Annotated in this window: 15 protein-coding genes and 2 pseudogenes; 13 read left to right on the forward strand and 4 right to left on the reverse strand. The window is 65.6% G+C overall.

Features of this window, described 5'->3' with window-relative positions; translation table 11 throughout:
* Nucleotides 1-177 precede the first annotated feature (177 nt).
* Nucleotides 178-1,596: a chromosomal replication initiator protein DnaA gene (gene dnaA / locus WG208_RS05160; RefSeq protein WP_337170267.1), complete on the reverse strand. Its 1,419-nt coding sequence runs from the start codon at nucleotides 1,594-1,596 to the stop codon at nucleotides 178-180.
* Between the two features lie 309 nt (nucleotides 1,597-1,905).
* Here dnaA and rpmH point away from each other — a divergent pair, with 309 nt between their 5' ends.
* From rpmH to WG208_RS05190, 6 genes and pseudogenes are all read left to right on the forward strand, one after another.
* Nucleotides 1,906-2,070, forward strand: a complete 165-nt coding sequence (gene rpmH, locus WG208_RS05165) for a 50S ribosomal protein L34 (protein ID WP_337170268.1) — start codon at nucleotides 1,906-1,908, stop codon at nucleotides 2,068-2,070.
* Between the two features lie 22 nt (nucleotides 2,071-2,092).
* Nucleotides 2,093-2,425, forward strand: a pseudogene (gene rnpA, locus WG208_RS05170) (ribonuclease P protein component); the annotation flags it as partial.
* A pseudogene (gene yidD, locus WG208_RS05175) lies at nucleotides 2,422-2,628 on the forward strand (membrane protein insertion efficiency factor YidD); the annotation flags it as partial. The pseudogenes rnpA and yidD, both read left to right, overlap by 4 nt.
* A gap of 60 nt (nucleotides 2,629-2,688) precedes the next feature.
* The gene (gene yidC, locus WG208_RS05180; protein WP_337170270.1) at nucleotides 2,689-4,413 is read left to right on the forward strand and encodes a membrane protein insertase YidC; all 1,725 of its coding nucleotides are present in this window, start codon (nucleotides 2,689-2,691) and stop codon (nucleotides 4,411-4,413) included.
* A gap of 18 nt (nucleotides 4,414-4,431) precedes the next feature.
* Nucleotides 4,432-5,880 (forward strand): tRNA uridine-5-carboxymethylaminomethyl(34) synthesis GTPase MnmE, encoded by a 1,449-nt coding sequence (gene mnmE / locus WG208_RS05185; protein ID WP_337170271.1) that lies wholly within the window; start codon nucleotides 4,432-4,434, stop codon nucleotides 5,878-5,880.
* On the forward strand, nucleotides 5,877-6,242 hold the full coding sequence (locus tag WG208_RS05190) for a DUF1016 N-terminal domain-containing protein (protein WP_337170272.1): 366 nt from the start codon (nucleotides 5,877-5,879) through the stop codon (nucleotides 6,240-6,242). Before mnmE ends, WG208_RS05190 begins: the two co-directional genes overlap by 4 nt.
* Nucleotides 6,243-6,284: 42 nt before the next feature.
* Here WG208_RS05190 and WG208_RS05195 read toward each other — a convergent pair whose 3' ends face one another.
* A complete protein-coding gene (locus tag WG208_RS05195; protein WP_337170273.1) occupies nucleotides 6,285-7,241 on the reverse strand; it encodes a hypothetical protein in 957 nt (318 codons plus the stop codon).
* A 316-nt stretch (nucleotides 7,242-7,557) separates the two neighbouring features.
* Between WG208_RS05195 and WG208_RS05200 the strand changes: the two genes are divergently transcribed.
* Entirely contained in the window at nucleotides 7,558-8,211 is a 654-nt protein-coding gene (locus WG208_RS05200) for a DUF2225 domain-containing protein (protein ID WP_337170274.1), read from the forward strand.
* A 71-nt stretch (nucleotides 8,212-8,282) separates the two neighbouring features.
* On the opposite strand, the gene upp is transcribed toward WG208_RS05200, so the two are convergent.
* A complete protein-coding gene (upp, locus tag WG208_RS05205; RefSeq protein WP_337170275.1) occupies nucleotides 8,283-8,930 on the reverse strand; it encodes a uracil phosphoribosyltransferase in 648 nt (215 codons plus the stop codon).
* Between upp and WG208_RS05210 the strand changes: the two genes are divergently transcribed.
* The 4 genes from WG208_RS05210 to WG208_RS05225 all read left to right on the forward strand — a co-directional run bounded on the left by WG208_RS05210 (nucleotide 8,929) and on the right by WG208_RS05225 (nucleotide 13,843).
* Nucleotides 8,929-10,401, forward strand: a complete 1,473-nt coding sequence (locus WG208_RS05210) for a DUF2156 domain-containing protein (RefSeq protein WP_337170276.1) — start codon at nucleotides 8,929-8,931, stop codon at nucleotides 10,399-10,401. The two genes, upp and WG208_RS05210, sit on opposite strands and share 2 nt — an antisense overlap.
* Before the next feature lie 9 nt (nucleotides 10,402-10,410).
* Nucleotides 10,411-11,037 carry a TIGR00730 family Rossman fold protein gene (locus tag WG208_RS05215; protein WP_337170277.1) on the forward strand — a complete coding sequence of 209 codons (627 nt, stop codon included), beginning with the start codon at nucleotides 10,411-10,413 and terminating at the stop codon, nucleotides 11,035-11,037.
* A 599-nt stretch (nucleotides 11,038-11,636) separates the two neighbouring features.
* The gene (locus tag WG208_RS05220; protein ID WP_337170278.1) at nucleotides 11,637-13,034 is read left to right on the forward strand and encodes an MBL fold metallo-hydrolase; all 1,398 of its coding nucleotides are present in this window, start codon (nucleotides 11,637-11,639) and stop codon (nucleotides 13,032-13,034) included.
* Nucleotides 13,035-13,147: 113 nt separating this feature from the next.
* Nucleotides 13,148-13,843 carry a YdcF family protein gene (locus tag WG208_RS05225; protein ID WP_337170279.1) on the forward strand — a complete coding sequence of 232 codons (696 nt, stop codon included), beginning with the start codon at nucleotides 13,148-13,150 and terminating at the stop codon, nucleotides 13,841-13,843.
* 60 nt (nucleotides 13,844-13,903) lie between these two features.
* Here WG208_RS05225 and WG208_RS05230 read toward each other — a convergent pair whose 3' ends face one another.
* Entirely contained in the window at nucleotides 13,904-15,730 is a 1,827-nt protein-coding gene (locus WG208_RS05230; RefSeq protein WP_337170280.1) for a hypothetical protein, read from the reverse strand.
* 87 nt (nucleotides 15,731-15,817) lie between these two features.
* Between WG208_RS05230 and WG208_RS05235 the strand changes: the two genes are divergently transcribed.
* Together WG208_RS05235 and WG208_RS05240 are read left to right on the forward strand one after the other, a co-directional pair.
* Complete coding sequence (locus tag WG208_RS05235) at nucleotides 15,818-17,125, forward strand: pitrilysin family protein (protein WP_337170281.1); 1,308 nt, start codon at nucleotides 15,818-15,820, stop codon at nucleotides 17,123-17,125.
* The gene (locus tag WG208_RS05240) at nucleotides 17,122-18,510 is read left to right on the forward strand and encodes a pitrilysin family protein (protein ID WP_337170282.1); all 1,389 of its coding nucleotides are present in this window, start codon (nucleotides 17,122-17,124) and stop codon (nucleotides 18,508-18,510) included. Before WG208_RS05235 ends, WG208_RS05240 begins: the two co-directional genes overlap by 4 nt.
* Nucleotides 18,511-18,524: the final 14 nt, after the last annotated feature.

An 18,524-nucleotide genomic window follows, 5' to 3' on the forward strand; every position in this document is an offset into this window, starting at 1 on the left:
AAAAACCGTAGTAGCAGCAGGGGATGTGGGCTTGTGTACAAACGCCGCAAACTACGTGTTGGAGGACATTTGCGCCATGTCTGATGATGTGAACTGGCCGTGGGAATCGTGGCGTACTCCCCGCTGACACACAATGGGCGACCCCGGAATTGTGGGGAACTGTGGACGGCTGGGGACTCAGACGCCGAATTGTCCGGTTGTCCGCAGAGTTTCCAACATGCTCCGCATCTTCAGCACGCGCTCCGTGAATGTCGGCTCGGCGTTCATGTCCTCGGCCACCCGATCCAGGGAGTGAATGACGGTGGAATGGTCGCGGCCCCCGAACGCATTGCCGATTTCGACCAACTGCAGGGCGAGCAGTTCGCGGCAGAGGTACATGGCCACCTGGCGCGGGACGGTGAGCTGCTTGGTGCGTGTCTTGGAGCGCAGCCCGTCGGGTGTGACGCCCCATTCCCGGGCCACCACCTGCTGAATGGTGGCCACCGTGATGGTGGTGGGCGGGACATCGGGGAAATCGGAATTGGCGGCGTCGCGCAGCTTGTCGCGCAGGGCTTCGCGGGCGAGATCGACGGAGATGTCGCGGTGCTTGAGCGACGCGTAGGCCAGCAGCTTGATGATGGACCCCTCGAGCTCCCGCACGGAGGACTTCACGTGCTGGGCAATGAACTCGATGACCTCGTCCGGAATGGTGAGTTCGAGGTGATCGAGGCTCGCCTTCTTCTTGAGAATGGCGATGCGGTGTTCGAGGTCGGGGGAGTCGATGTTGGCGACCATCCCCCATTCGAAACGGGAGACGAGGCGGGATTCGAGTCCCGGGATCTCCTTGGGGGGCCGATCGGAAGTCAGGACGATCTGCCGACCGCCTTCGTAGATGGCGTTGAAGGTATGGAAGAATTCTTCCTGTGTGGATTCCTTTCCCTTCAGGAACTGCACGTCGTCGACCAGGAGGAGGTCGATTTCACGGAAGCGGCGTCGGAAATCGCCCATGGCGCCGGCCTGGATGGCGCCGATGAACTCGTTGGTGAACTGCTCGGTGCCGACGTAAGCGAGGCGGAGGGTGGGGGTGCGCCGGAGCAGCTCGTGGGCGATGCCCTGCATGAGGTGGGTCTTGCCCAGTCCGGTTTCGCCGTAGATGAAGAGCGGGTTGTAGACCTTGCCGGGAGCCTGGGCCGCGGCCTGGGCGGCGGCGGCGGCGACATCGTTGGACTTGCCGATGACGAATTGATCGAACGTGTACCGTTGGTTGAGTGGCGTTGATATGCGTGGCTGCTGCGCGCTTTGTGGCGCGATGATCGGAGCCGGTGGCGGCGCCACGAACATATCCATCTGCGCTCGGGCGAGCCGTTCCTCGTTGACCTTGAAGCGCAGCTTGATGGGGTGGCCGAGGGCCACCGGCGACAGGCTGACGAGCAGATCGCCGTGGTTGCGTTCGATCCAGTCGGCGGCGAAGAGGTCGGGCGCACCCACGATCAGCGTATCGTTCTCGAACGCGATGGCTTCGGTGCGTTCGAGCCAGGTGCGGTACGTCTGCTCGGGGAGGGACTGGCGCGCCTGGTGGCGCACGCGATCCCAGATTTCAGCAGGCGAAAGCGACATGGCAGGGAGAAGGAGACGCGGGAGAGGGGCGGCGAAGGTATCCGCTCCGGTGTGGATAAGTCAATCAGTGGCGATCATTGCCGGAGATGTCTAATCGTGTGGGCGCCCGCCCGATACGTGTTCGCAAGCAAGTGGAGAGACCAACTGCCAACTCGTTGTCGGAAATGCAGTTGGCCGGTCCGTTGGCAGGTCAGTACGTGGGGCCAAGCCCTTGACCGGATGGGGTTGGCGCGGGTAAGTTGGGAGGCTGTTTCCGTCACCACGTCGGTTTGCGTCGGTCTACGTCAATCGTTTTCGTCAGAGTTCGTCATGGGCAAGCCCACCTATCGTCCGCGCAACACGCGTCGTATCCGCAAGCACGGCTTCCGTGCGCGCATGGAGACGAAGTGGGGTCGCGAAGTGCTGAGCCGTCGCCGCAAGAAGGGGCGCAAGCAGCTCACCGTTAAGCTCCCGTCGAAGTACGCGGGCGCCTGAGTCCCGAGCGTTCCCGCGCGCGCAGCGTCTGACGCGCGGGGCTGAACTCGAACGGGTCCGACTGGAAGGGAAGCGAGTGCGCAGCGCGTCCATCGAGGCGCGTACCACCGCTTCCCTTCTTGCGTTTCCACGCGTGGGGTTCGTCGTGCCGCGTTACAAGCATTCCGCTGTCGCGCGCAATCGCCTGAAACGGCGGCTGCGCGAACTCGTACGATTGCATGTGTTGCCCACCACGCCTCCCTGTGATGCCGTGCTCCGCGTGGGGCCCTCGGCGTATCACCGGTCGTTCGAGGCGTTGCGCGACGAGGTGCAGCAGCTCGCCGCGCGGCTCGCGCGTCTCCACATCGCGCCATGAGACAGCTCCTGATCCTTTTTGTCCGCGGATATCAGGTCACGCTCTCGCCCATCTTCGGAGGGGCGTGCCGGTATTATCCTTCGTGCTCCGCCTACGCCATCGAGGCGCTGGAAAAACACGGCGCACTCCGCGGCGGATGGCTGGCGCTGCGTCGTATTGCCCGCTGTCACCCGTTCCGCCCCGGAGGCTTCGATCCGGTGCCCTGAGCGCCGGATCCGGAGCCCGCAGCCCAAGCGCCGCCAGGCGCCACCCTCATCCCTCTCATGGAACCACGCCGCATCGCTCTCGCCGTCGTTTTGATGGCCGCGGTCCTGATTCTGACGCCGTACCTCTTCCCCACGCCGAAACCGCAGCCGGGAAGCACGCCTGTTGCCGCCGATACCCTTCGTGATTCGCTGCGGGACACCACGGCGGCAGCCGCTGCGGCGCGTCTCGGCGCCGGCGCTGCCACGAATCCGGCGACGGGCGCCACAGCGGGGAGCACCGGGGGGGTGGCCGGTGATTCGCTCGCGCCGGCAGCCGTGGCGGTGGATACCACCGTCGTGAAGACGGCCCTGGCCGACTATCGCACGAGCAATCGCGGCGCGTCGCTCGTCGGCGCGACGATGACGCGCTATCAGGCCCTCTCCAACAAGGGCCGCACCCGTGGCGGTCCGGTGGAACTGGCATCGTCGGGTGACCGGTTGCTGACCTTCCGGCTCGTCGTGCCCGGTGACACGATCGCGCTCGACAAGCAGATCTTCCGCACGACCGAAAGCACGACCGGCGATGTCAGCACCGTGCGGTACGAGACGGAACTCGCCGCCGCGGCCGGCGCGGCGCGGCAGGTGTCGATCACGTATTCGTTTCTCCCCGACAGCTATCGCGTGAATGTCGCCGCGACGGTGTCGGGGGTGCCCGACAACAGCTTCCTGCTCATCGATCTGCCGCACGCCTTCCGCAGCTCGGAAGCGGATACGGCGGAGGACCACAATCATCTGGCGTACGCGTACAAGCCCGAACTGAGCGGCGCCAAAGGCGTGACGTTCCGCTCGCTCGATCCGGGGGAGCGGCGCATCGAACCCGGTCCCATCACGTGGGCCGTGGCGAAGAACAAGTATTTCATTCTCGGTGTGCTGGCGCCCAAGGGCGGGGCGAATTTCGCGGAAGCCAACTTCACCGGCGGACCGCGCGTGGCCAAGGTCGCCACACGGAGCGAAGGCACGCTGCTGGCTTCGCTCAAGAGCGGTACGGTCGCCTTCGAGATGTACGTGGGGCCCCAGGAGTTCAAGCGTCTCGTGGCCATGGGCCGGGAGTTCGAAACATCGAATCCCTACGGCGGCTGGATCCAGGGCCTCGTGCAACCGTTCGCGACGATGGTCATCCGCCTGCTGCTCTGGATGAAGGCCACGCTGGGAGTCTCGTACGGCTGGATTCTCGTGATCTTCGGCATCGCCGTGCGCGTGATCCTGTGGCCGCTCAATCAGAAGGCCATGCGCAGCTCCATGGCCATGCAGCGCATTCAGCCGGAACTGCAGGCCATTCAGGCGCGCTACAAGGGTGATCCGCAGAAGCTGCAGGCGGCGATGATGCAGGTGTACAAGGAGCACGGCATGAGCCCCTTCAGCTCCCTGTCGGGGTGTCTGCCGATGCTGATCCCGCTGCCGGTGTTCTTCGCGCTGTTCTTCGTGTTCCAGAACACCATCGAGTTCCGCGGCGTGCCGTTCCTCTGGTTCCCCGACATCTCGGTGAAGGATCCGTACTACATCATCCCGATCCTCGTGGCGATCACGGCCCTCGTGCTGTCGTGGATCGGCATGCGGGGCATCAAGGCCAACGAGCAGCAGAAGATGATGATGTACCTGATGCCGGCGATGATGCTGATCTTCTTCTTCAACATCGCGTCGGGTCTGAACCTGTACTACTTCATCCAGAACCTCGCGTCGCTGCCGCAGCAGTGGCTCATCTCACGTGAGCGGACCCGAGCGGCGCCGCTCGTGCGGGGATAGTCCGCGCACGAACCGCGGATGCGCCGCGAACACACGACGGACGACACCAGGACGATGTCGCAGGACGGTTCCACCAGCCATTTCACCTCCCTGCTGCCGGGCGACGACGATACGATCGTCGCTCTGGCCACGGCCCCGGGGCGGGGCGCGGTGGCGCTGATTCGACTCTCGGGGGCGCGGGCGGTGATCATCGCTCGCGCCCTTGGTGCATATGCGTCGGGCCAACCCGAGGCACGCCATGCCCTGCGCGCGATGCTGCACGATCCGCACACGCACGAGCCACTCGACGACGTGCTCGTCACCTGGTTCGCGCCGCCGCGCTCCTATACCGGCGAAGAGGTCGTGGAGATCACGACACATGGCGGCACCATCGCGCCCAGTCGTGTGCAGGCCGCGTGCATTGCCGCGGGGGCCCGTCCGGCACTGCCCGGGGAGTTCACGCGCCGTGCGGTGCTCAATGGACGTCTCGATCTACTGCAGGCCGAAGCCGTCGCCGACATCATCGATGCACGCACCTCGGCCATGCAGGAACAGGCGCTGGCACAACTCGATGGTGGACTCTCGCGGCGGCTGCTCGCACTGCGCGAGGACGTGGTGCATCTGGAAGCGCTGATCGCCTACGACATCGACTTCCCCGAAGAAGACGACGGACCGATCGCGCGATCGCGGGTCACCGATGCGGCCCGATCCCTGCGGGATGCACTCGATGCGCTGCTGCGCACGGCGCCAGGTGGCGCGCTGGTGCGGGACGGCGCGCTGGTGGTGCTCGCGGGCCCACCCAATGCCGGCAAGTCGTCGCTGTTCAATGCACTGCTGGGGCAATCGCGCGCCATCGTCACCGCGGTGCCCGGCACGACCCGTGATGCGATCGAAGCGCTGCTCGATCGCCGGCCCATGCCGCTCCGTCTCGTGGATACCGCGGGCTTGCGTGACACCGAGGATCCGGTCGAACGGCTCGGCATCGAGGTCAGCCACCGCTATCTGGCCGAAGCCCACGTGGTGCTGGCCTGTGGCGATCATCCGGACGACGTGATGCGCACGTTCGATGTCGTGCGGACGCGCACCACCGGCGCCGTGCTGGCCGTGCGGACCAAGTGGGATCTGCGGGAAGGCGACGGATGGGTGGGTCATCGCGACGCGCTGCGCGATGTGCTCTGCGTGAGCGCGGAAACGGGGGCTGGTCTTGCGGAACTGCTCGCGGCCATCGATCGCGCCATCCAGGATACGGCGCCGGTATCGACGACCGGCGACGTGGTGATCACCCGTGAGCGGCATCGTCATGGACTCACACGCGCCCGCGATGAGGTGACGGCGTTTCTCGAGGTGTGGTCCGCGCAGGCGTTGCCGGCTCCGGTTGCCGCGGTGCATCTTCTGAGCGCACGGGATGCCCTCGGTGAACTCATCGGCACGATCGACACTGAGGATGTGCTCGATCGGGTGTTCCGGGATTTTTGTATCGGGAAGTGACGCAGCGCATCTTGAGGAACGTCGTCCATGTCGCGCAAACAGCCAACGCCACGCTGACGATGCTGTATTGGCATGTCGGCCATCGTCTGCACGAGGAAGTTCTGAAAGACGGCAGGGCCGAGTACGGCGAGCAGATTTTGCCGACACTGTCGGCAAAATTGGTGCGGGACTACGGTCAGGGGTTCAGCGCCCGGAACCTGGCCCATATCCCCGATGTGAAGGTGTTACAAGCACAGCTGCATCGCGCCGTCGAATTGGCACGCGAACGGACAGCCGGACCAGCTTTGCCGCCTCCCGATGCACGCAACACCCCCCGACCGAAACCCGGGCGGAAAAAAGGGCGTGTCGATGACAACGAATGATCCAGGCGAAGAAGTGCAACCGCCGGCTGTACGAGCTGTGACTCAGCTCACCACCGTCAGCCGCGGTCGCTCCATCACCGGCTCCGCGGCGGCCAGCAATTCTTCCGCGCTGGCGCGCACCGACCAGGAGAATCCGCGCGCGTTGATGGCGGGTTCGACCATGCGCGCACCGAGGAAGTAGCCGGCGCGTTCGGGGAGCACCACCCGATCGACGGTGCGGGCTTCGTCGCTCATGCCGCCCGAGAGATACCGCAGACGGAGTCCGAGCGCGGCCCGATCGAAATCGCGGCTGGCGGCCCGCAGCAGCACGGGTTCGACTTCACGCGTGCGTGCGTACTGCCGGCGGGCAAAGCCGAAGTATTCCCACGTCGCATGACCGGGGCTCACGGCCCGCGAGACGTGCACGGCGAGACCCTCGTTCACGAGCAGTTCGCGCAGCGCGGCCTGACGCCCCGTCTCCCAGTACGAGTAATAACCGCCGGCGTCGTGCACGAGGTCGCGCATCGTGCTGCGGCTGGTGGGCGAGGTGTACCGCACGACGTGCGCGATTTCGTGCGCCAGCCACAGCGGGATCAGCTCGGGGTCGAGTCCCAGCCCCTGCGTGTCGGGGTTGGCCACACCGGTGAAGTGCTCGAGACACACGAAGGCCACGCCGCGGCCTTCCACGACCAGTTCACCCGCGTTGGCGGCGCCCACGCCCACCATGAGCACGATGTCGTAGCCCACGTCGATGTCGAGCAGCGTGCGGACTTTGTCTTCGGTGCCGCGGGCCAGCGCCACGATGTCCGTGGTGGCCAGCAGCGTGCGCAGATCGCTGCGGTCGGCGGCGATGGTGGCCCGCACCACTTCGTCGAAGTGGGGGCCCGACGGCTCGAGGACGTAGTTGTCCCAGTACGCCGTGAGCAGCGTGCGATGGCGCTCGAAATACGCGAGATACGCCGCGTGACGATCGTCGGCGTCGAGTACGGCGAGAAAATCGGGAACGAGATTGATCAACATCAACAACCCGGACTCGGGAAGCCGGCGCGATCGTGGAATACCGCGTACCACTCGCCGAACAGACGCGTGAAGAAGACGGGGCAAGATAGTCCGCAAAAGATGCCACAACAAGGCGCGGGTCCGATACCACGCGCATGGCCGGGGTTTCTACGGCGCTTTTGGGACACGGTGCGGTTCAACTTGCCCTCCGATCGTGCCGACACTCCACAACGAACCGGAAACCGTGCCGGTCGCCGCCGCGCCGGTACACACGCCAACGCGCAGTCGATCGCACCCACAGATCGCACCCGCAGATCGTACCGAATACGCTCCCGTCATGACGACTCTCGATCTCATTGACCTCACCTGCCCCGTCTGCGCGCGCGCGTTCCGCTCGCAAACGGTCGTGGCGACCAATGGACATGGCGGCAAGCGCACCGATTTCCACGAACGCGCCACGGGAATGCAACCGTTGCCGTATTTCGTCCATCTGTGCATCCAGTGCGGATATGCCGGCGTGACGCGCGATTTCAACGACGAGGTGGTGCTCAGCGATCTGCTGCGCGAATACGTCTGGGATGATCTCGCACCCGTGCTGCATCAGACGTTTCCGTCGGGCTCGCTCAAATACGAACATGCGGCCAAAGTGGCCGAATGGCAGGGGTATGAACCGCGTTATCTCGCCGATCTGTATCTGCGTGCGGCGTGGTGTTGCGTGGACGAGCAGGACACCGAGGCCGAGCGCTTCTTCCGTCGCAAAGCCGCCTGGCGCTTCATGGATGCCCTCGCTGCGTTCGACAATGTCGCGACGGACGAGCGGGCCGTGATCACGTATCTGGTGGGAGAACTCTGGCGCCGGATCGGCGACGAACGACAGGCCGCCGCATGGTTCGACCGCGTGATCACCGAAATCACCGATCCCGTCGAACAGAGCTGGGTGATGGCGACCGCGCACCAGCAGAAGACCGATCCGCGCGAATGGTTTTCCTGACCGGTCCGGACCGGCGCTGATCCGCGTGGTTCCTCGACGCGCCCGGATCAGTCCGTCGGGTTCAACCAGGTTCACCGCGTGCCGAACAACCGGTCGCCCGCGTCACCCAGACCGGGCAGGATGTACCCGTGTTCGTTGAGCTGGCGATCGAGCGAGGCGGCCAGAATGGGCACGTCGGGATGATCTTTCGACAACCGTGCCACACCTTCCCGTGCGGCCACGAGACAGAGAAACCGGATCCGCGACGCGCCCGCGCGCTTGAGTGAGGAAACGGCCGCCGAGGCACTGCCGCCGGTGGCGAGCATGGGATCGAGCAGCAGGAAATCCCGTTCGCTCACGTCGCCGGGCACCTTGAAGTAATAGTCCACCGGCTCGAGGGTGTCGTGATCGCGGTAGAGACCGATATGTCCCACGCGTGCCGACGGGATCAGGCGCAGAATGCCTTCCACCATGCCCAGTCCGGCACGCAGAATGGGCACCAGCGTGAGTTTCTTCCCGCGCACACTCCAGCCATTCGTGGTCTCGAGCGGTGTTTCCACCGGTATCGGTTCGAGCACCAGATCCCGGGTGGCTTCGTACGCCATCAGCATGGCGATCTCGTCCACGAGTTCCTTGAACTGCTTCGTGGGCGTGGCGCGGTCGCGCAGCAGCGTGAGCTTGTGACGCACCAGCGGGTGGTCTACGATGCTCAGCGTGGGAAAGTCGAGCGGGGAAGACATGAGGGGTGAAGGTAGCCCGTCCGATACGGTCCTCGCCATCGTGCATGCCGAGGGGCGCACCGCGACGGCTTTCCGCGCACTCGGCCGCGATATGACCGTGGTGTTCCCCGAACCGGGATCGTTCGTCGCCTATGCCGAGGTGCCCGGCGGGGTGGTGACCGCCGGAGAACCGGTGGGCCCACCGGAGCGGCTGGTGCCCGTCGTGGAGGCCTTCGCCGCGCAGTACACCCTGCAGGACATCGCGCGGCACACCGCACAGCACATCACGCAACACGCCGGCCTGCAACGCCGCCGCGTCACGTTCTTCGCCACCGAAGGACGACTCATGCAATCGCGCCGACTCGATCGCTGGTTGATCGGCGAGCAGCCGGTGTGGGATCCGCGGGAATGGGCGATGCATCTGCGCACCCATCGGTCGCTGCGCGAGCAGTTGCGTCGTGCGAAGGCCAAGGGCGTCGTCAGTCACCGGATCGACGCGGCGTGTGTGATGCAACCGGAATGGCGTGCGGCGTTCGACGCACTCATCCGACGCTGGCATGCCACGCGCAGCATGCCGGCCATGCGCTTTCTGGTAGACGTGGATCTGACGGCGGGTTGGCCGTGGCGCCGGACGTACGTGGCGATCCGTGACAATCGTCTGGCGGGGCTGCTGTCGATGGCACCCGTTCCGGCGCGCCGCGGATGGCTGCTGGAGCATCTGTTGCGCGATCCGGATGCGCCGAATGGCACGGCGGAGCTGCTGGTCGATCACGCCATGCGCGATCTGAGCGCCGAACATGCGCCGTGGGCGACACTGGGGCTCGCACCGTTGCACGGACCGATCGCGCCGTGGCTGACCACGGTACGTCGTCTGTCGCGCCCGCTGTTCAACTTCATGGGCCTCTCCGCCTTCAAACGCAAACTGCGGCCCACGTCGTGGGAACCGATCCTGATGGCCTGGCCCCGGGAGCAAGCCGGATGGCGGGCCCTGTGGGACAGTCTGCGGGCGTTTGCCGGTGGTCCGCTCTGGCGATTCGGCGTGCGCACGATCGGCCGCGGGCCCGCGCCATTGCTGCAGCTCCTGGAGTGGCTCCTCATTCCGTGGACGCTGTTGCTGGCGTTCGCGCCCACGTCACCGTGGTTTCCATCTCCGCACGTGCACGCAGCGTGGGTGGTGTTCGACGCGGCGCTGGTGCTGGCTCTGCGTCGCCTGCGTCTGGAGTCGTCGCGACGTGGCGTGGAGGCACGGCGCCGTGCGGCCCAGCTCGCCACCGGGCTCGCCCTGGCGGTGTCGGGCGACGCCATGCTCACCATGACGGAAGCGTTGGTGTGGAATGTGCCGCACCGGCTGGGGCCGGGAGGCTGGACCCTGCTGCTGGTGGCCTGTCTCGCGCCGGCGCTCACGGCGCCGGTGTTGTGGGGCGCGTCGCGCCGCCTGAGAATCCTGGCCACGATGCCGCCGACCTGTCCGGCGCCGGAGCCGACCCCGTAGCTTGCGGGGATGAGCACCAACGATCCCTCTCCGTCGTTCACCCCGCCGCGTCCCTTGCGGCGCATCGGCATCTACTGCGCGTCGAACGAAGGTGCGCGGCCCGTGTATGTGGACGCGGCACGACGAGTGGGTGCACTCGTGGCGCGCCGCGGACTCGGGATCGTGTATGGCGGAGGACGCACGGGACTCATGGGCGCGGTGGCCGATGCCGCGCTCGAGGCCGGTGGCGAGGTCATCGGTGTCATGCCCCATGGTCTCGTGGAGCGGGAAGTCGCGCACACCGGCCTCACCGCGCTGCGGGTGGTCGACTCGATGCATGAGCGCAAAGCCATGATGGCCGAACTGGCCGATGCGTTCCTGGTGCTTCCCGGCGGCATCGGCACGTTCGAAGAATTTTTCGAGACCTGGAGCTGGGCGCAGCTCGGCGTGCATCGCAAGCCCATCGGTCTCCTGGACGTGGAAGCGTTCTGGCATCCGCTGCAGGCGTTGCTCGACCAGGTGGAGCAGGAAGGATTTCTGCGCGGCACGCCCCGATACTGGCTGCAGCAGCATCACGATCCCGAAGCGTTGCTTTCGCTGCTGGAGACGTTCGAGGCGCCTGTCGCCCGTCGCTGGCTGCGGCTGGGCGAGACCTGAGAACGGCAGCCCGGGCTCCGGGTTCAAGGGGGAGCAGGGGGAGTGCGGCAGGCAGCCCCGGAATTTCCCGACGCGCCGAAAATTTATTTCACGGAACGGCCGGATTCATACGATGTGCGTATTGGTGCCGGCAATGAAACAGCATGTGTATGCAGTCCGGGGAAATCGTTTATGACGGTCCGTCCACGACAGTGACGGAGCCTACACTTCGCGCGCGGCTCATGCATGAAAGTCATGCCGACGGTGCGCTGTGTCACGGTACACAGGTTGTGTAACGGTTTATACTGCTCCTGTTCGAGGAAGCGCCGGCGAGGGCGCGTGAATTTTCGAAGGAGAGGGTACGATGACGGACATGGGCCGACGCGGGTTCATGCGGTGGTGGCAGGTCATAGCGACATGGTTTTCGGCGCATCGTGCCGAATCGATCGCGACATGGCCGCGCCAGCGCGATTGGTAAAAGAAGGCGGTGCACCGATCGACGTGGCCGTGTGTCACGACGAGCACGGGCATTACACCGTGACGTGATCGGGGTTGTGGGGTAGGATTTGGCATACCGCCGTTGGCGCGTGCCGGATCGTTTTCCCCAGCCATCGCTGTCCATGCACATTGAATTCTCGGGAGCCGCCCAGGAAGTCACCGGCTCCTGTCATATCCTCCGCGTCGGCCAGCGGACCGTCCTGTTGGACTGTGGCATGTTCCAGGGCAAGCGCAGCGAATCGCGCGCCAAGAACATGCGTCTGCCGCTCCCGGTCGAAGAGATCGACGCCATCGTGCTGTCGCACGCGCACATCGATCACGCCGGCCGCCTGCCCTACCTGGTCGCGCAGGGCTACAAGAACAGCATCTGGGCCACGTCGGCCACGCGCGATCTCTGCGCCATCATGCTCGCCGATTCGGCGCACATCCAGGAAAAGGACGCCGACTATCTCGCGCGCCACCGGGACGAGCACATCGAGCCGCTCTATCGCGTGGAAGACGCCACGCGCACGCTCGAACGCATGATCGGCATGCCGTACCACAAATGGTTCGATGTCACCGACGGTGTGCGAGCCATGTTCACCGATGCCGGCCACATCCTCGGCAGCGCTTCCGTCACGCTGGAACTGCGCGAAGGCGATACGTTCCGGCGCCTCGTGTTTTCGGGCGACATCGGCCGCAACGGGCTGGCCATCATCCGCGATCCCGAACCGCCGACCACGGGCGCGGATGTCGTCATCTGTGAAAGCACGTACGGCAACCGCGATCATGAATCCGTGGACGGGGCGAAGGAGCAACTGGCGCGGGTGGTGCGCGAAACGGCCGCGCGCGGCGGCCGGGTGCTCATTCCCGCGTTCGCCGTGGGGCGTACGCAGGAACTGGTGTACGATCTGCACAGTCTGCGTCGGGAGGGAAAGATCCCGGCCATTCCGATCTTCATCGATTCGCCGCTGGCCACCGATGCGACGTCGGTTTTTGCGATGCACCCCGAAGTGTTCGATCACAGCGAGGATCTCATCCGGCGCACGAGCGATCTCTTCGAATTCCCGATGGTGACGTTCACGCGCGATGTCGCCGAATCGAAGCGGCTGAACACGCTGCATGGACCGATGATCGTGATCGCGGCGTCGGGCATGGCCGAATCCGGACGCATTCTGCATCATCTGCAGTACGGCGCGAGCGATCCCCGCAACACCATTCTCATCGTCGGATTCCAGGCCGAACACACGCTCGGCCGGCGCATCGTGGAGCGTCGTGAGAACCTGCGCATCTTCGGTGAAGACGTGCCATTGGCCGCGCAGGTGGAAGTGTTGCTGGGCTACAGTGCACACGCCGATCGCGGCGAGCTGCTGCGCTGGGTGGAAGCGGTGCGCGCCGCGGGGAAAGCCGATGGCCGGAGCGATCCCGCGGTGTATCTGGTGCACGGGGAAACGGAGGCGCAGCAGGCGTTCGCCGAACGTCTGCGCGGGGACGGATTCCGTGTCGAGATCCCCGCACCAGGGACGATCGCTCCGCTCTGACGCACCACGTCGAGGTGGGATTTCACGTTTCCGAGAACGGCGTGGTGCCGCATGCCCCACGCCGTGCCGGCAGCTCCAGTACCGGAAGCGAGGGCATCGAATAGTTTCGCCTGATGGCCCGCGCGCGTCGCTTTTCCTATCGCCAACTCATCGCCAGCACGCTGGTCGGCGCCTTCATGGCGTGGCTGCTGTGTCTCGGGGCGATCGTGTACTGGTCGAGAGGATCGGCGGCAGGTCCCGCCGACGCCATCGTCGTGCTGGGCGCGGCGCAGTATGGCGGTCGCCCCTCACCCGTGCTGCGCGCGCGTCTCGATCATGCGCTGGAACTGTGGCGTGCCGACCGTGCCCCATGGATGGTGCTCACCGGTGGCCGGCGTCCGGGCGATCTGATCAGCGAAGCCGCGGCGGGCCGACGCTATCTCGTGCGTCGTGGTGTGCCCAATCAGACGATCATGCTCGAGCCGGCCGGCCGGACATCGTTGGCGTCGATGCAGGGCGCATCGGCGCTGCTGCTCGCGCTGCGGGATTCACTGACGTCGGCACCCCCGCCGAAGGGAAAACCCGCCCGCGCGCCACTCGCCGACCGTCCGCGGGTGCTGCTGGTGAGCGATCCGTTTCATATGCTGCGTCTCGATCTGCTGGCCCGCCTGCACGGGTTGCAGCCGATGCCGTCACCGACGCGCACCAGTCCCATTTCGGCCAATCGCGCGGTGCTCGAATACATGGTGCGCGAGTCGATCGCGTTGCCGACCGATCTCGCGCTCATGTTGTGGCTCAAACTGACCGGTCGACAGATCGTCGACGGGTGACGCCGGGCACCGCCGACCTTCGACGATTGTCGGTGGGTTGTCAGTGGGTTGTCGGCAGGTTCAGCGACTGCGTGCCGCGGCCCGCACGAGTGTGCGGGCACCGCCGGGCGTGACCTCGTACAGCGGCAGGTCGGCGATGTCGTTGTGCAGGGTGGTCACCTCGCTCTCGATGTACGGAAATGCGTATCGCAGCTGTGCGGTGAGAGAGTACGGATCGGCCGCGTTCAGATTCACGGTGTAGCCGAGGTCCTGCAGGGAACCGATCGTGAGTCGACTGAGCGGATTGGTGACGTTGCGATTGAGGAAGCCGGTCATGAGCTCGCGCAGCAGGACCGTCTCCCGCCAGTGGCTGTCGCGCGTGCCGACACCACCGGAGTTTTCCACCGGGACGGGATTCCCGCTGTAGACGAGGGTGTTGATGGCCGCAAAACCGGCACGTCCGGCGGTGCCCTGGAAGTACGGGTCGGCGCCACCCTTACCCACGAGCAGGTTGCGGTCGTAATTCCAGAGCGTGCCGATGCCGAGCACGTGGCCCATCTCGTGCAGAATCACCTCGGTGAAACTGCCATTGGCGATGAGCATGGCCATATCGTCCTTGTCGAACTCCATGATCCCCACGGCCGACAGACGCGATCCCGAATTCAAATAACAGGGACCGGCCTGGCCGAGGATGTTGCCCGGACCATCGATGGTGTCGATGCGCGCGAAGATCACGACATCGTTGACGACCTCGTTCATGGCCGGCATCCAGTCGGTGCAGCTTCCGGCGGGAACATTCATGCGCGTGTTGTGCATGTCGCCGATGATGATGCTGCGCCACCGTTCGGCGGCCTTGCTGAAGGCTTCACGCACGATGGTGCTGCCACCTTCACCGACGAAACGCACATCGATGTCGAAGAGCGAATTCACGGCGCGCGCGGTGAACGTCACCGAGGCACTGGGCAGCATGGAACTGGTGGCCGTGAGGGTCTGTGTGGCCGCCGCCCCGATCGTCCAGCTGCCCACGAACGCCGACCCGGTGGCCAGATCGGTGGCGGTGGTGGCGCCTGTCACCGTTCCCGATGACGGCCCCGGCGTGAACGTCACCGGAACGTTGCCGACGGGATTGCCGAAGGCGTCGACGGCGCGCACGCCGGGCCTGACGGAGACGGCGGCGTTGGCCACCGCTTCCTGGTCATCTCCGGCGATCTTGGTGAGCGACGCGGCGGGGCCGGCGAGGGCGGTGGCACCGAAGACGATGTTTTCGATACCCGACGTGGATGCGGTGACGATTTGCTGACCGGCGGCGGTGCCCAGGCGCCAGGCGGCGACCGAGGCCACGCCCTGCGCGTTGGAGGTCGGCTGATTGCCGGTCAGCGTGCCACCGCCCAGTGTCACCGAGAACACGACGGACACGTTGGGAACCGGATTGCCGTACTGATCTTCGGTGCGCACCGAGGGAGGGGTCGCCACCGCCGTGTTCACTTCCGCGCTCTGCACGTCGGGGCTGACACGGGTGAACTTCGCCAGCGGACCGGGAGCGGCGGTCGCCGTGAACGTGACCGGTGTGATGCCGTCGGCGGACGCCTGCAGCGTCTGCTCACCGGACGTGGTGCCCAGTGTCCATCCACCCGACGAGGCTTCGCCCGATGCGGTGGTGCGGACGGAGTCGTTGACGACCTTGCCGCCACCGCTGGTGACCTTCCAGCGCACGAGCACGTTGCGGATGCCCTTGCCCTTGGCATCGGTGATGCGCACGGACGGTGCCGTGCCGACGGTGGTGGCCACCGTGGCGCCCACCGTCAGGTTGCCGACGGGCAGGGCATCGGTCGGGACCTGGGGATCGTCACCGCACGCGGCCAGTCCGGTGAGGAGCAACAGCGTGACACAGCGCATCCTGGAGCGCATCAAAAAATCGGAAAGAGGAGACCCGGGTTCCGTACGGGGTTTCTGTACGGGGTTCCGGGTTGCATGACCAACCCTGAATATTGACCCATGCACATCCCTGTCGAGAGCTATCGCCTCCCGAACGGCTTGCATGTGGTGCTCTCCGAGGACCATACCGCACCGATCGTCGCCGTCAATCTGTGGTATCACGTGGGCTCCGCCAACGAGCGGTTGGAGCGCACCGGGTTTGCCCATCTCTTCGAGCACATGCTGTTCCAGGGATCGGCCAACGTGGAAGCCAACGAACATTTTGAGCTGGTGCAGCGCGCCGGTGGCACGTTGAACGGCTCCACCTGGCTGGACCGGACGAACTACTACGAAACCCTGCCCTCGCATCAACTGGCGCTGGCGTTGTGGCTCGAAGCCGACCGCATGGGCCGCATGCTGCCGGCGATGACGCAGCAGAAGCTCGATACGCAACGGGATGTCGTGAAGAACGAACGACGCTGGACGGTGGACAATCAACCCTACGGCTCGTGGTGGGAACGTCTGCCGGCCCTCGCCTTTCCCGAGACGCATCCGTTCCATCATTCGCTCATCGGTTCGATGGAGCATCTCACCGATGCTTCCCTCGACGACGTCGCCGAGTTCTTCCGGACGTACTACACGCCGGACAACGCCGTGCTCACCGTGGCCGGCGATTTCGATCGGGCCGAAACGGTTCGCCTGATTGCCGAGTACTTCGGCCCGATTCCGCCCGGAAACAACCGGCCGCCGCTGCGCGACATGACGGTGCCGCCCGTGTTCGGAGACACGCGTCGTGAGGTGGTACCCGATGCGGTGGCCTTGCCGCGGCTGTTCGTGGCGTGCCGCACACCGGTGTTCGGCACCGATGGCTACTATGCTGCCAGTCTCGCGGCGGCCGTGCTCGGTCTCCGCACCGGCTGTCGCCTCGAACAGTCGCTCGTGCGTCGTCAGCGGGTGGCATCCCAGGCCAGCGCCTTCACCTATGATCTGGCCAAAGGCAGCGATCTGTTGGTGATCGACGCCACCGCGCACCCCGGTGTGTCACCGGAACAGCTCGAGGCTGCCGTTCTCGCGGAACTCGACCTCATGCACCGGGATGGCGTGCGGGAAGCCGAAGTGACCCGCGCGCGTGCGCTCATCGAAACCAGTTTCGTCACCAGCATGCAGTCGGCGGCCGAACGTGCTGACCAGCTCTCCCGTTTTGCCACCTATTTCGGTGATTCGACACTCGTGAACACGCAGGTTGCGCGCTATCGCGCCACATCGGCCGCCGACGTCTCCGCCCTGGCCCGCGAACGCCTGGGCCCCGACAATCGCGTCCTGCTGCTGTACGTCCCCGGCGAAACGGATGAGCAGGAAGCCGAAGTGCTCGCCGAGGCCTCGGCATGAGCGCGGATCTCGCCCCATCGCGTCCGGGACCGGGAGAACCGCGCCCGTATCGCTTTCCCGCCTTCGAAACGCGTGTGCTGCCCAATGGCCTGCGGGTGACCGTGGCGCCGGTGCATGCCTATCCGGTGGTGACCACCCTAGCGGTGATCGAGGCCGGGGCCACGCGCGATCCGCGTGACGACGAAGGCCTGGCCCGACTCGTGACCCGCGCGCTCACCGAAGGCACGCAGCACATGGACGCGCTGGCCCTGGCCACGCGACTCGAGATGCTCGGCACCACGCTCGATACCGGTGCCGACTGGGATTCGGCCATCGCGCAGCTCACCGCGCTGTCGTCACGTATCGACGATGCGATGGCGGTGCTGGCCGAGGTGCTGCGGAACCCGGCGTTTCCGGAGGAAGAGCTGGAACGGCTGCGGGCCGAGCGTCTGGCCGATCTCGCCCAGTTGCGGGCCGAACCGCGTGGACTGGCCGACGTGTTCTTCACGCGGTTGTTGTACGAGCCGGGTTCGCGGTTCGCGCGTCTCGCCGGTGGAGACGAGCGCAGCACCGCGCGGCTCACGCGCGAACGTGTGGACACGTTTCATGCCCGGTGTTACCGGCCCGATGCCACGGCCCTCATGATCGTGGGCGACATCGACGTGGAACACGCGGTGCAGTTGGCGACCACACATTTTGGCGACTGGACGGGCAGCGCTCCGCCATTGGCCGAACCCCTCAGTGGCCAGCGGCATCAGGAGCCGCATGTGCATCTGGTGCACAAGAGCGGCGCGCCGCAGTCGGAAGTGCGTGTCGGTCACGTGGCCATTCCGCGTCTGCACGAGGACTACTTCCCGGTGGTCGTGATGAATGCGATCCTCGGCGGTCTCTTCTCCTCGCGTCTCAACCTCAATCTGCGCGAGGAGCACGCGTACACCTACGGCGCCCATTCGGCGTTCGACTGGCGCCGTGCGGCGAGTCCGTTCGAGATCTCCACGGCGGTGGAGACGGCGGTCACGGCCGACGCGCTGCGCGAGATCGTGCATGAATTCACGCGCATCCGGGAAGCGCCGGTGTCCGACGCGGAGCTGTCGCTGGCGATCAGTTATCTGGTGGGGGTGTTCCCCATCCGTTTCGAAACGACCGCGGAAGTGGCCGGCGGATTGGCGAACGTGGAGATCTTCCGTCTGCCGCCCGACTATTTCGATACGTATCGCGACCGTGTGGCGGCCGTGACGGCCGCCGATGTGCTGCGTGTGGCCCGCGCGCATCTCGATCCATCGCGCCTGCAGGTCGTGGTGGTGGGTGATGCCGATGCCATCCGTGAGCCGATTGCCGCTCTGGGGCTCGGACCGATTAGTGTGTACGAGCCCAATGAAGACGACGAAGTCGTCGCCCCGGTCTGATCGATTCCGATCGA

Source organism: Gemmatimonas aurantiaca (genome assembly GCF_037190085.1).
GTDB lineage: Bacteria > Gemmatimonadota > Gemmatimonadetes > Gemmatimonadales > Gemmatimonadaceae > Gemmatimonas > Gemmatimonas aurantiaca_A.

Coding starts and splice junctions, on each gene's coding strand:
- yidC (WP_337170270.1), top strand. CDS start 2,689: ATGGAACCACGCCGCATCGCTCTCGCCGTCGTTTTGATGGCCGCGGTC.
- WG208_RS05220 (WP_337170278.1), top strand. CDS start 11,637: ATGCACATTGAATTCTCGGGAGCCGCCCAGGAAGTCACCGGCTCCTGT.
- upp (WP_337170275.1), bottom strand. CDS start 8,930: ATGTCTTCCCCGCTCGACTTTCCCACGCTGAGCATCGTAGACCACCCG.
- WG208_RS05225 (WP_337170279.1), top strand. CDS start 13,148: ATGGCCCGCGCGCGTCGCTTTTCCTATCGCCAACTCATCGCCAGCACG.
- WG208_RS05200 (WP_337170274.1), top strand. CDS start 7,558: ATGACGACTCTCGATCTCATTGACCTCACCTGCCCCGTCTGCGCGCGC.
- rpmH (WP_337170268.1), top strand. CDS start 1,906: ATGGGCAAGCCCACCTATCGTCCGCGCAACACGCGTCGTATCCGCAAG.
- dnaA (WP_337170267.1), bottom strand. CDS start 1,596: ATGTCGCTTTCGCCTGCTGAAATCTGGGATCGCGTGCGCCACCAGGCG.
- WG208_RS05215 (WP_337170277.1), top strand. CDS start 10,411: ATGAGCACCAACGATCCCTCTCCGTCGTTCACCCCGCCGCGTCCCTTG.
- mnmE (WP_337170271.1), top strand. CDS start 4,432: ATGCGCCGCGAACACACGACGGACGACACCAGGACGATGTCGCAGGAC.
- WG208_RS05235 (WP_337170281.1), top strand. CDS start 15,818: ATGCACATCCCTGTCGAGAGCTATCGCCTCCCGAACGGCTTGCATGTG.
- WG208_RS05230 (WP_337170280.1), bottom strand. CDS start 15,730: ATGCGCTCCAGGATGCGCTGTGTCACGCTGTTGCTCCTCACCGGACTG.
- WG208_RS05240 (WP_337170282.1), top strand. CDS start 17,122: ATGAGCGCGGATCTCGCCCCATCGCGTCCGGGACCGGGAGAACCGCGC.
- WG208_RS05195 (WP_337170273.1), bottom strand. CDS start 7,241: ATGTTGATCAATCTCGTTCCCGATTTTCTCGCCGTACTCGACGCCGAC.
- WG208_RS05210 (WP_337170276.1), top strand. CDS start 8,929: ATGAGGGGTGAAGGTAGCCCGTCCGATACGGTCCTCGCCATCGTGCAT.